12 protein-coding genes are annotated in these 13,337 nt (G+C 37.5%); all 12 read left to right on the top strand.

What is annotated here, in order from left to right; translation table 11 throughout:
- The first annotated feature begins 26 nt into the window (after positions 1-26).
- Positions 27-992: a sugar kinase gene (locus BBI08_RS16400; RefSeq protein WP_008497576.1), complete on the top strand. Its 966-nt coding sequence runs from the start codon at positions 27-29 to the stop codon at positions 990-992.
- An 18-nt stretch (positions 993-1,010) separates the two neighbouring features.
- Positions 1,011-1,691 carry a bifunctional 4-hydroxy-2-oxoglutarate aldolase/2-dehydro-3-deoxy-phosphogluconate aldolase gene (locus tag BBI08_RS16395; protein ID WP_008497575.1) on the top strand — a complete coding sequence of 227 codons (681 nt, stop codon included), beginning with the start codon at positions 1,011-1,013 and terminating at the stop codon, positions 1,689-1,691.
- Positions 1,692-1,891: 200 nt separating this feature from the next.
- Entirely contained in the window at positions 1,892-3,040 is a 1,149-nt protein-coding gene (gene dgoD / locus BBI08_RS16390) for a galactonate dehydratase (protein ID WP_008497574.1), read from the top strand.
- A 72-nt stretch (positions 3,041-3,112) separates the two neighbouring features.
- Complete coding sequence (locus tag BBI08_RS16385) at positions 3,113-3,379, top strand: HPr family phosphocarrier protein (protein WP_008497573.1); 267 nt, start codon at positions 3,113-3,115, stop codon at positions 3,377-3,379.
- Between the two features lie 13 nt (positions 3,380-3,392).
- Complete coding sequence (gene rpiA, locus BBI08_RS16380) at positions 3,393-4,103, top strand: ribose-5-phosphate isomerase RpiA (RefSeq protein WP_065528349.1); 711 nt, start codon at positions 3,393-3,395, stop codon at positions 4,101-4,103.
- Between the two features lie 278 nt (positions 4,104-4,381).
- Positions 4,382-5,311 (top strand): dihydrodipicolinate synthase family protein, encoded by a 930-nt coding sequence (locus tag BBI08_RS16375; RefSeq protein WP_040850799.1) that lies wholly within the window; start codon positions 4,382-4,384, stop codon positions 5,309-5,311.
- A gap of 168 nt (positions 5,312-5,479) precedes the next feature.
- Positions 5,480-6,517, top strand: coding sequence for a TRAP transporter substrate-binding protein (locus BBI08_RS16370; RefSeq protein WP_008497569.1), 1,038 nt, complete (start codon positions 5,480-5,482; stop codon positions 6,515-6,517).
- A gap of 239 nt (positions 6,518-6,756) precedes the next feature.
- Entirely contained in the window at positions 6,757-8,991 is a 2,235-nt protein-coding gene (locus BBI08_RS16365) for a dihydroxy-acid dehydratase domain-containing protein (RefSeq protein WP_008497568.1), read from the top strand.
- 51 nt (positions 8,992-9,042) lie between these two features.
- Positions 9,043-9,990, top strand: a complete 948-nt coding sequence (locus tag BBI08_RS16360) for a U32 family peptidase (protein WP_008497567.1) — start codon at positions 9,043-9,045, stop codon at positions 9,988-9,990.
- Between the two features lie 82 nt (positions 9,991-10,072).
- On the top strand, positions 10,073-10,849 hold the full coding sequence (locus BBI08_RS16355) for an IclR family transcriptional regulator (RefSeq protein WP_065528348.1): 777 nt from the start codon (positions 10,073-10,075) through the stop codon (positions 10,847-10,849).
- Between the two features lie 74 nt (positions 10,850-10,923).
- Positions 10,924-11,814 (top strand): fumarylacetoacetate hydrolase family protein, encoded by an 891-nt coding sequence (locus BBI08_RS16350; RefSeq protein WP_065528347.1) that lies wholly within the window; start codon positions 10,924-10,926, stop codon positions 11,812-11,814.
- 52 nt (positions 11,815-11,866) lie between these two features.
- Positions 11,867-13,333, top strand: coding sequence for an alpha-ketoglutaric semialdehyde dehydrogenase GucD (gene gucD / locus BBI08_RS16345; RefSeq protein WP_065528346.1), 1,467 nt, complete (start codon positions 11,867-11,869; stop codon positions 13,331-13,333).
- Positions 13,334-13,337 lie beyond the last annotated feature (4 nt).

The raw sequence follows: 13,337 nt of genomic DNA, 5'->3' as shown, positions 1-13,337 counted from the left end.
AATGATAATAAAGAAGGTTGTGAACTATGAAGAAAATAGATGTATTTACATTTGGCGAAACAATGGTTTTGTTTCAACCTGAGCAAATGTTGCCACTTGAATATATCCATCAATTCCCCAAAAAAATTGGTGGAGCAGAATCAAATGTAGCAATTGGTTTGACTCGCCTGGGCCATTCAGCAAGCTGGTACAGTAAATTGGGAAATGATCCGTTCGGTCGCTTTATATTGAATAGTATAAGGGGAGAAGGAGTGGATACATCTTCTTGTCAGTTTACAGACCAGGCACCAACGGGACTTATTTTTAAAGAACAATTATCGTCAAGTGACATGAACGTTTATTATTACCGAAAAGGGTCATCAGCAAGTTTAATGGAGCCTGAAGATTTGGACGAGAAAATTATCGCTCAGGCTAAAATCATTCATATTAGTGGAATTACCCCAGCATTGAGTGAAAGTTGCCGACGAACGGTAATGAGGTCGATTGAAATAGCCAAGCAAAACGGAACGATAGTTATTTTCGATCCTAATATGAGGATGAAATTGTGGTCAGAAGAGCGAGCAAAAAAAATATTCAATGAAATTGCCGAACATGCAGATATTATTCTTCCTGGACTAGATGAAGGACAATTGATGACTGGTAAAAAAGAGGTGGAGGCAGTAGCTGAAGCTTTGTTAGGTAAAAGTAATAAGACAATTATCATTAAATTAGGCAGTCAAGGTGCTTATCTTCATTCTAACGCAGAAAAACTTTACGTAGATGGATTTCCTGTTGAGAAAATTGTTGATCCGGTTGGAGCGGGTGATGGATTTGCTGCGGGTATTATTAGTGGAATTCTACGTCAAGAACCGATGAAACAAGTAGTCAGACGTGCCAACGCGATTGGTGCAATGGTAGTTGGTGTTAGTGGTGATATAGAAGGCTTACCATATTTTGAAGCAGTCGAAAAATTTATGAAACCGGCTGGAATTGATCGTGACGTAAAACGTTAATTCAAGGAGGTATCCCGAATGAAGAAATGGGAGAATTTAATTCGGTTGAAAGAATCAGGCTTAATTGCAGTTATCCGTAGGCCAAAGCAATCTCAAATCCATTATATTGCTGAAGCACTTATAGAAGGTGGTACAGGAGCACTAGAGATTACGCTCGATACACCAAATGCGCTTGAAATGATTAAAGATTTGAAAGAGAAATACCAAGACAATGTACTTGTAGGAGCTGGAACTGTGTTAGATGCTGCTTCTGCAAAAAATGCAATTGATGCAGGATCTGATTTTATCTTTTGTCCGAGTTTTGATGTTGAAACGATTCAAATGACAAATCGTTATGGAAGGATATCTATACCAGGAGTTATGACCCCAACAGAAATAGTCAAAGCATATTCAGCGGGAGCTGATTTGTTGAAGATCTTTCCAGGGGGAACGCTTGGTGCAGATTTTATTAAAGATTTACAAGGACCGCTTGGTCATATTCCAGTAATGCCTACTGGAGGTGTCAATCTTGATAATGTCGAAAAATTTATTGGAAGCGGTGCAGTAGCTGTTGGTGTGGGTGGTTCACTAGTAGATAGTAAAGCGATTGCCCAAGAAAGATACGAGGTACTGACAGAGCTTTCTAAACAATTTATTCAAAAAATACAAAAAGCTAGAAATAAACAAAAAGCGCAAGCACCAGAGATTCTGGTCAAGTAATTGGCCTTTATTTGCCAAAAGGCTAAAAAGGGCTAATACACGCGCTTTTTATCTTTTTTAGATGAAAGTAAAGTTTATTAGAAAACTATAGAATCAAGTTTTTAGTTAGCTACTTAATAGGACTGAAGGATGTTCGTGATATGAGCAAGTACATATTGGCAGATTAACTTATACAGTATAAAAATATTGGAGGTAACTTTATGAAAATCACTAAAATAGAAACATTTATAGTACCACCAAGATGGTTGTTTGTAAAAATCGAGACTGACGAAGGGATTTCTGGCTGGGGAGAGCCTGTTGTAGAAGGTCGTGCCAAGACAGTGAAGGCTGCGGTTGAAGAAATGGGCGGATATTTGATTGGTCAAGATCCGAGTCGAATTGAAGATTTGTGGCAAGTGATGTACCGTGGTGGATTTTATCGAGGTGGACCGATTTTAATGAGCGCTATTGCTGGTATAGATCAAGCATTATGGGATATTAAGGGGAAATATTATAATGCACCTATCTCTGAATTGATGGGGGGAGCTGTTCGGGATTCTGTCCGAGTCTATTCATGGATTGGGGGAGACCGTCCTAATGATGTTGGTAAAGCTGCAAAAGATGCAGTGACAGCCGGTTTCACAGCGGTAAAAATGAATGGTACAGAAGAACTTCAATACATCGACTCCTATGAAAAAGTCGATCAAGCAGTATCTAGAATTGCGGCAGTTCGGGAAGCGGTAGGCGATTATATTGGAATCGGCATCGATTTTCATGGTCGAGTACACAAACCAATGGCAAAAATCCTTGTAAAAGAGCTAGAGCAATTCAGACCGATGTTTATTGAAGAACCGGTATTGCCTGAAAATAATGAAGCATTGCGTGATATTGCACGTATAACTAATATTCCAATCGCTACAGGAGAGAGAATGTTCTCAAAGTGGGATTTTAAGAAAATTCTTCAAGAAGGTTATGTTGACATTATTCAACCGGATTTATCTCACGCTGGGGGAATTACAGAATGCAAAAAGATCTTTGCGATGGCAGAAGCTTATGACGTGGCGGTTGCACCACATTGTCCATTGGGACCAATAGCTTTAGCTTCTTGTCTACAAGTAGATGCAACATCTCATAATGTTTTTATACAGGAACAGAGTCTAGGCATTCACTATAATCAAGGGAGTGATTTACTAGATTATTTACATGATAAAACAGTATTCGAGTATAAAGACGGCTATGTTGATATGTTGAAAAAACCAGGACTTGGCGTGTCAATCAATGAGGATTTCGTCCGTGCACAAGCCGAGATAGGGCATGATTGGAAGAATCCCATATGGCGCCATAAAGATGGCTCTATTGCTGAATGGTGATAGGTTATCAATAAAGTAATTCAAGATACTAACTAGTAGCTTAAAATATACAGAACTTAAGGGGGCTCTTTTATGGAAAATAGCTTAACGAAAGATATTGTAGTTAATATTTCAGATAAAGTAACAATTGTTGAAGTTAGTAAAGCAACGCAGAAATTTCAATCGGAGATTTATCTTAAGAAAAATATTAATGGGACACCATATGAAATCAATTTGAAAAGTTTTCTTGGTTTAATCACTTTGCAGTTGCGTAATGGAGATCATTTGAATATTCGTACAGTGGGAGAAGATTGTGTAGAAGCAATGGCAGACGTTGCTGGATATCTCAGTCAATCTTGAGGAGACTATATAAATGGAAGAGTCGGTAGATGTATTTAAAAGAATGGCTGGTGAAAAAGCAGTTGATTATATAGAAGATGGTATGTTGGTCGGGCTTGGGTCGGGTAGTACTGTTTATTGGATGTTAAAAAAATTAGGTGAGTTGGTTGAGCAAGGGTTAAACGTCAACGGTATTTCATCATCTTCGCTTACAGAAAGTTGGGCAAGAGAGTTCAAAATTCCACTTACCGATTTTTCTGATGTTCAGCTCTTAGATCTAGCAATCGACGGTGCAGACGAAATAGATCCAAGCTTCCACCTAATAAAAGGTGGGGGTGGTTCTCTAGTTAGGGAAAAAGTAGTTAATGCTCACTCGAAAAAACTTATTATTGTGGCTGATCAGTCCAAAAGGGTAGATGTATTGGGGAAATTCCCTTTACCTGTGGAAGTTCTACAATTTGGATGGCAGATGACGGCTAATAAAATTGTTGAATTAGGTGCTAAACCTGTGTTGAGAGAAGAAAACGGAAGCGTCTATGTGTCCGATAATGGCAATTATATCTTAGACTGTGCTTTTGAGAGTATTCCAGATCCTGAAAATCTTCATAATAAATTAAAGCAACTTATAGGTGTCATTGAGACAGGTTTATTTTTTGATATGGTAGACATGGTAATTATGGGCGGACCAGAAGGAACAGTGGTTATTAACAAACAAATTTATAAAGATTTAAAAACCAGCAAATAGTATTTTGCTGGTTTTTTCAGAAAAATGAAACGTGTTGTTTGGTAATTAAATATAGCTTTTATCTATATTTAGTTTACTTAAAGTGAACATAGTAGATGGGATAAAAGTAATGAGGGAGTTAGAATTATTTTTAGTAAAATCGATTGACAATTCTGACATTTAAAAGTTATACTTTAAATAGATTCATTATATGAAAACTAAGTTCTATAATGTAGCACTAATATTTTAGTTAAGTAATTATTTTAATAATTATATGTAACTGAAAGGAAGGGACTCATATAAAATTCAGCGGAATAATACCCCCAGTTGTCACCTTGTTTGATACAGAAGGAAATCTCGATTTAGATTTAAATAAAATATATATAAATCAACTTCTTCAACATGGTATTAATGGCGTGCTATTAGCGGGAAGCTCAGGAGAATTCACTTCTCTAACAATGAAAGAAAGAAAAATTTATGTATCAGAAATGATAAAAACCATCGATAAGCGAGTTTCTGTATTGGTTGGGATCGGACATACTGCATTAAAAGATGTTTTAGAGTTATGCTCTCATGCGGAAGAAAATGGAGCAGATGGTGTTCTTGTAGTAAATCCGTATTACTGGCATTTAAGCGAAGAACAATTGTTCAATTTTTACTCCATTATTGCTGAAAACACAAAATTACCAGTCCTTCTTTATAATATTCCTTCTTTCAGCGGACAATCGCTATCAGTTGAACTAGTAAAAGAATTGGCTACTAAATATCCTAATATTTGTGGTATCAAAGAAACGGTAAGTGAAATTGGAGAGATTCGTGAAATGATTACGGAAGTTTCTAAAGTGAGAAAAGATTTTATGGTCTTCTCAGCATTTGATGAACATGTATTGCCAGCGTTGATGGTTGGATCGGCTGGCAGTATCAATGGAAGCTCTGTTTTTGCCCCGGAAATATCAGTGGATTTATTTGAAAGTTATCGGAAAGGTGATTTAAGTAAGGCGGAGAAGAATCATAAGGTGCTTTCAGATTTAATGGTCTTTTACAAATTCTGTCCATCATTCTTTACTACGATGAAGGAAGCAGTTCACCAACGGTGGTTAAATGAGAAAACTGGACACCGTGCACCATTTGATGTCTATCCAAAGGATCTACCTGAAAAAGTTTCTTCATTATTAAAAAGTATGAAGATTGAAAAGAAAACAGATAACAGCGAACTCACGCTGAAATAATTACTATCCGGCTTTTAGAGCATTATTATAGGTTTTATATTTTGAAAATCATGTCTTTATGGTGAGAAGGTACTTTATATGCACCTTGAAAGGGGGTGGGAGTAAATTCGGTAGAATTTGCTCTAACAGTAACACAATTAGAATAATTACTGAGAGGTGGGAATGTTGATGAAAAAGAAGTTTTTTAGTTTAGTTATGGTATCTGCATTGTTTCTAGCAGCATGTGGCGGGGAAACAACATCAAGTGGTTCAGAGAAAGCAGCAGCATCTAATGGAGAAAAGCAAACTCTAAGAGTTAGTATTGGGGTTAATAATGAGCATCCTGAGTATGAAGGTATTGAAAAGTTCAAAGAGTTAGTGGAAGCAAAAACAGATGATTTTGATGTGGAGCTTTATCATTCTGGTCAAATTGGGGATGACCGTTCTGCAATCGAAATGTTACAGCTTGGATCATTAGATATCACAGTTCCTTCGACTTCTCCTTTAGTCAACTTCATACCTGAATACGGAGTCTTTGACCTTCCATTTACAATTGCAAATGAGGAAGTTGCAGATGAGTTACTAGATGGTGAATTTGGCGATAAAATGATTACAATGCTTGAAGATCAAAGCCTTGTAGGACTAGCTTGGTGGGAAAATGGATTCCGTAACTTAACTAACGATGTTCGCCCTGTTGCAACCGTTGAAGATCTTAATGGTCTGAAAATCCGGACAATGGAAAATGCAATCCATTTGGATGCATGGAAAGCTTTAGGAGCTAACCCGACACCTATGGCATTTACAGAATTGTTTACAGCTATGCAACAAGGAACAGTCGATGGACAGGAAAATCCATATCCTACAATCGATTTGAGTCAGTTTTCGGAAGTTCAAGAGCATATCTCAAATACAAATCACGTCTATACACCGTTTATCTTTTTATTCAGTAAACAAATTTGGGATGAATTCACACCTGAACAACAGGATATTCTTCGTGAATCGGCAGTTGAAGCGGGTAAATATAATCGTGAACGCAATCGTACTGTAGCAAAAGAGAGCCTAGAAAAATTGAAAGAAAGCATGACTTTTACAGAAGTTACTCCTGAAGAGCATGAACGTTTCCAAACAACTGTAAAACCGGTTATCAAACAACATGCTGATAGTATCGGCGCTGATATTGTAGATGAATACTTAACTGCAATTGATGAAATTGTAGCTAATCAATAATTTTATAAATTTTAATTGCTTGGTGAGATAGTAAGGGACGGGTAATTTAATGTTCGTCCCTTATTTCTTTATGAATATTAAGGGATTTTAAGATTTGCAAGGTTTACATTCTAAAATTAATAGTCAAAAAGTATTTTGAAATTCGAATTTTATCCATTCTTTTTATGGTTACTATATATTCCGGAAATGTTGATTTTAAGCTGAATTATAAGCAAAAATTTTAAATGGAGGTAGACATAATGGGTATTTATCCGAATATAAGCAATAATGTGAATCCATATAGAGATAATGTACAAGGCAAGGCAAATGAACCAATTACTGTTGCAGGATTGCTTGATCGTTCAAAACAAACTTTAGGTTCTGAATATGACGGTCCTCCTCCAGATTGGACGCTAGAAGAAATTTATAATCGTTTAGAAGAAAATGCGCCAAGAATTGCTATTATTGGAGGATCATCCGATCACCCAGCACATATAATGGATTTTAAAACATCATCACATGCAGCTATTCGCATTTGGCAAAATGGCGGCGTACCATTTTATTTTTCTACACCAGTAATGTGTGATGGCACGGCGCAAAGCAATCAAGGGATGAGTTATTCTCTTCAAAGTCGGAATGCAGTTGCTCAAATGGTCGTAAATCAAATGGAAGCTCATAGCTACCATGGTGCCTTTGTAATTCAAGGTTGTGATAAGCAGCCGCTTGGTGTTGTTAGTGCATTGGTCCATTTGGATCGGATTCGTCAATATCGCGGGGAGGCTCCTTTTTTTGCAACTTTCGCGCCTGCGCACGTTTTACAAGGTGGGACAATTCCAACAACACTTTTTTCGGAGTTGGAAGAAGTAGCAAAGAGTGCTGAATCTCAAGGTGCTATAGATATTGCGGATGATTTAAGAGATGCGATGGCATACATTTTGCAATGTTCATCAAATACTGCTTTTCAGGGAGTACTAGAACGAGCAACAGACAGAGGCATCATCACGAAAATGGCACATAAAGATTATGAAAAACGATTGGCGGTTGCAACTTGTGATGGAAGCGGAGGCGTTTGTGCTTTTAACGGGACGGGTAATAGCTCTCGTCATCTAGTAGCAGGGATGGGTCTTGTCCATCCAGAGCTAGAGCTTTTGACGCAATCACCAAACCAATCTCAAGTTAATAAAGCACTAGATAGTCTTGCGACAATGATTAATGATCCGGTATATGGAGCTGCTAATATTATGGCGACGAATATTAGAAATGCCATCCGAATCCACAGTGCTTCGGGTGGTTCCACGAATTTAATGATGCATATTGTTGCAGGAATGCTATATGGAGGATATAAATTTAGTCTTTGGGATTTAGATGAAATACATCACTCTCATCCTATTCCTGATTTATTCAACTATAGCTTGACTGAAGGTCGAGATATTTTTTCACTTGCAATGCAATGTTGTGATAGCGATAGTCGAGGAATGGAAAGTTTATTCTATGAACTTATGGAAAACGGAGTGCCAATGGATGTGGATTCTCCAACTGTTACGGGGGGGACTTGGAGATCTAGATTGGTTAAAACAGAAAGTCTTCCGGCCGACAACATAAAAGAAAATCCAGTGATTTTGTCGAAACCAAGAAGACCATACAGTGGAGTGGACGTACTGACAGGTAACTTCTTTGAAAGTGCAGTTGTGAAAATTAGTGGAATGCCTACTCCTCAATTAGAGCAGTTTGATAAGAAAGTAGCATTAGTCCTTTATTTTGAAAATGAAGACTTGGCAAATCGTAGTTTGCTGGATGCCAATCTAATCACGAAACTCAAAGAAAATAGAAGCTTTAGCCATGAGAATTTACTGGCACTTTTAAGAGCAAATTCAGAAAAAGATTACGAAGAATGGAATAAAGATGATTACGATACTCTTTTCGATAAGATGGTTGCTGAAGCAGTTTTAAAAATTGCTGTGATTATTTCCGGACAAGGACCTGAAGCGTTTGGGATGCCAGAAATGTTTACGTCGATGCAGCATATCAACGCAAATCGTAAATTGAAGCGCCTTGCAACTTTGATCAGCGATGGGCGATACTCGGGAGTTACATATGGAGCAGCAATTGGTCATATGACACCCGAAGCCAAAAATGGGGGAGGAATACTGTATCTTCAAACTGGAGACTTGTTATATTTGAGTTTACGGGAAGGCAAAATCGAATTTGTTGATGAAAAAGCATTGCAGGCAGGGAAATTGGAGTTCGAATTTGAAAAAACAAGAAAGAATAGATCGGAGCTAGCTTTAGAGAGGCTAAAAGAGATTAACAAGCGTCAAAGGTTAGTCGCTGCAAGCAATAGAATGGTCGGGCATACAGATGCGGCAAATGGTGTTGTTCCAGAAGCTGTTGCTGAAGAAGCTCTCTTTAATTATAAAACGGATATACAATTTCCATTTACGGAAGAAATCATCACTACAAATGATAAGGGTATACAAGTTTTTAATAGGTATTGAAATGCGCAGGTGAGATGTAAGAGATTCTTATAAAATGAAGGAGAGAATTCAATGCAGAATACACGTAATTTTATTGAAAAGCTAGGTTATTCTACCGGTGGAACGCAGGATTTGCCCACCTCCACAAAAACCTTTCCGGATGGAGCTCAATATAGAATAGAACTTCCAAGCGTAGAAGGGCCAGCCTCATTTGAAGCATTGATCGAAGCCTGTGAAAAGTATAATATTTATATCCATCGCATTTCTCAGGGAAGTGGCATTATGTTACTTACGGATGAAGAATTACAGCAAATGGCGGATATAGGTCGCAGAGAAAATTTGGAAGTCAGTCTGTTTGTAGGACCTCGTGGAACTTTCGATGTTACACCAATGCAGTTAGCGAGTAATGGGAAGATTGCTGGACTTCGTTCTCAAGGGATGGATCAGCTGGTATATGCGATTGAAGACGTTAAACGTGCATGTCACTTTGGAATTCGTAGCATATTGGTAGCAGATGAAGGATTATTAGTTCTTATAAATGAGTTTAAAAAAGCTGGAGAACTTCCTTCCAATCTTATTGTGAAAATTTCTGTTCAAATGGCCCAATCAAATCCAGTTTCTATTAAATTGATTCAAGATGCGGGTGCTGATACTTACAATGTTCCAACAGATCTTACTTTGGCGAAACTATCAGAAATTCGCCAAGCCATCGATATTCCTATCGATATTTACATTGAGGCTCCAGATGATGTAGGGGGATTTATTCGACATTATGAAATTGCTGAAATCATTCGAGTTGCAGCACCCGTCTATATTAAATTCGGATTAAGAAATTCTCCGAATATTTATCCATCAGGGACACACCTTGAAAGTACGTCAATTGCATTATGTAAAGAGCGTGTTCGTCGTGCGAAAATCGGTCTTGATCTTCTTAATCGCTATGCTCCGGATTATAAAACATCGGAAAAAGGCGCAGAAGGATTAGGAGTACCAGTTGAAACTGGAAAAGTTCCTACTTAGTGATAAACTTTGGTATAGAGATTTATCGTTCACTTATAGTGAGAGATAAATCACACTAAGTGAACAGAAAAGGATGAGCGATATGCCAATTATACAATCAGTGGAGCGTGCACTTCGGATTCTAGATTTATTTGATGAGTATGACAAAGAACTTAAATTAACAGAAATTACTGAAAAAATGAATCTTCATAAAAGTACTGTCCATTCTTTATTGAAAACATTGCAAAAGCACCATTACATCGAACAAAATAGTGAAAACGGCAAATATTTTCTTGGTATGAAACTGTTTGAACGAGGACATTATGTAATTCAAAACTTAGATCTTCAATCATTAGCAAGAGAACAATTGGTTAAACTCTCTAAATCGACCGGACGAACAGTACACCTTGTTATTCTAGATGGAAAAGAAGGTATATATATCGATAAAGTTGAAAGTGCTAAAGCTGCTATTTTATATTCTAGAATTGGAAGAAGAGTACCAATTCATAGCAGTGGCGTTGGTAAAGCGCTTGTAGCATTTAAAGATCCTAGTGAATTAGAGAAAATATTGGATGGCTATGAGTACACAAAACAAACAAAAAACACTTTAACTAATGAGGAATCCTTTCTAATAGAATTGGAAAAGGTCCGAAAGCAAGGATATGCGATAGATGACGAAGAAAATGAGCCAGGTGTATACTGCGTAGCACTTCCCATTCGAGATTATACAGGACATGTTATAGCAGCAATCAGCAGTTCAACTACTGCAAGCAATTTAACGAAAAAAGAATTGGAAAAAATTATTGAAAGCTTAAAAGCTACATCGTCTGAGTTATCCAAGAAATTAGGATACGACTTCCGATCTGAGTTAGTAGATTGATGATTTTTATTTTTATTATTTAAAAGGAAACAAAACATAGTATTAAAAATTATAACTTCCGGGGGAATATATGTATGAGAATTATTCGTTATGTAAAAGAATCAGGCAAGCAATTAGCAGCAGTGACAGAAGAGAACAAGGTGATAGACCTTCCCTACAAGGATTTTATGACTCTTGTAGCGGAAGCTCGTCGTAATAACAGAACGACGTTCGAAATGGTAAAACAATTGATTGGAAATGGAGAAGAGCTAGCACTTGAGGATATTGATTTAACTACACCAATCGATGCTCCTGAAGTATGGGCGGCAGGCGTTACATACAAAAAAAGTAAAGAAGCGCGTAACTACGAAGCGACTCAAGGCAAGCTGGATGCTGAAACTTTTTATGACAAAGTATATGATGCTATACGTCCAGAAATCTTCTTCAAATCGACTGCGGCAAGGACTGTCGGACCAAACGAACCTGTGTACTTGCGTTCAGATTCTAATTGGCAGATTCCCGAACCAGAACTTGGATTGGTCATTGACAAAGAGGGGACAATACTAGGTTACACTGCTGGTAATGATATGAGTTGCCGTGATATTGAAGGGGAAAATCCACTTTACTTGCCACAAGCAAAAGTTTGGAAAAATTCATGCTCTATCGGACCTTCAATTCTATTGAAAGAGGCAGTTTCAGACCCTTATGAATTACAAATTATTTGCCGTATTTACCGTGATGAAAAATTAGTTTTTGAGGGGGATGCGCAAGTCAATCAACTAAAGCGAAAATTAGAGGAGCTTGTTCATTATTTAACTCTAGATAACACCATTTTTGATGGAACAGTACTTCTTACAGGTACATGTATAGTGCCTCCGAATGACTTTACGCTGAACGAGAAAGATCGCATTGAAATCGAAATTCCTGGTATCGGGGTATTAAAAAACCCTGTACTGCAAAGTAAAAAAATAGCACACATTAATTAACGATAGATATATAAATACTAACTATATTAAATTTAAAGGAGCTAATTAAACTATGAAAACTACAATTAAAGAAGAACATTATAGCAATTATATTAACAACGAATGGGTACAAAGTGCATCTGGAAAACTAATTACAAGCATTAATCCAGCAACAAAAGAAGCGATGGGCTATGTTCAAAGTTCTACAGAAGAAGAATTAAACAAAGCAGTCGAGGCGGCAGATAAAGCGAAGAAAGTGTGGCGTAAACTTGGACAGGCAGCGAGAGGACAGTTACTATTCAAAACTGCAAGTCTTTTAGAAGAGAATCTGAACGAAATCGCTGAATCCATGACTAAAGAAATGGGGAAAACACTTCCTGAAGCAAAAGGGGAAACCGCACGTGGGATTGCAATTCTTCGATATTATGCAGCTGAAGGTATGCGTAAAGAAGGTGATGTAATTCCATCTTCTGATAGCGAAGCATTAATGTTCACTAAACGCACGCCTCTTGGAGTGGTTGGTGTAATCACACCATGGAACTTCCCTGTAGCAATTCCAATTTGGAAAATTGCACCGGCACTAGTTTATGGAAACACAATTGTTTTCAAACCAGCAAGTGAAGCAGCTGTTACTGCTGCAAAAATAGTAGAGTGTTTTGCGAAAGCTGGATTCCCAGAAGGTGTCTTTAACTTTGTTACCGGTTCAGGTTCGGTGATTGGACAAAAATTAATCGATCATCCTAAATTGAACGCAATTACTTTTACTGGTTCAGAACAAGTGGGACAGAATGTGGCTAAATCGGCTGCTGCACGAGGAATTAAATTCCAACTTGAAATGGGGGGGAAAAACCCTGCGATTGTAACAAAAAATGCAAACGTTGAACAAGCTGTAGAAGCTGTCATTAGTGGAGCATTTAAATCTTCCGGCCAAAAATGTACAGCAACCAGCCGAGTAGTTGTAGAAGAAGCAGTATATGAAGAGTTTAAACAAAAACTTGTTGAAGCTACTAAAAAAATAACTGTTGGAAATAGTCTTGAAGAAGATGTGTGGATGGGACCATCTGCAAGTGAAAGTCAATTTAATACATTTAATGAATATGTTGAAATCGGCAAGCAAGAAGGAGCTAAACTTATTCACGGTGGTGAAGTATTGACAGGGGGCAACTACGATAATGGATTCTTTGTTACGCCTGCAATCTTCGATGAAGCAACAGCTGAAATGACAATTTCACAAGAAGAAATTTTCGGTCCTGTAATTGCTCTTATCAAGGTGAAAGATTTAGCAGAAGCGATTGAGGCGGCAAACAATACAAAATATGGTTTATCTGCTTCTATTTTCACTTCGGATATCAATTCGATTCTTGAATTTATTGATGAAATTGAAGTTGGGCTTGTGCGTATTAACGCTGAAAGTGCAGGAGTAGAGCTCCAAGCACCATTTGGAGGAATGAAAGGTTCAAGTTCAGGCTCACGTGAACAAGGGGAAGCAGCGAAAGAATTTTATACTGCGATTAAAACAGTTTTTATTAAGGGGAGCTAAATAA

Source organism: Planococcus halocryophilus (assembly GCF_001687585.2).
In the GTDB taxonomy this organism is placed as follows: Bacteria; Bacillota; Bacilli; order Bacillales_A; family Planococcaceae; genus Planococcus; species Planococcus halocryophilus.
This window is presented reverse-complemented; position numbering and strand designations above follow the sequence as displayed.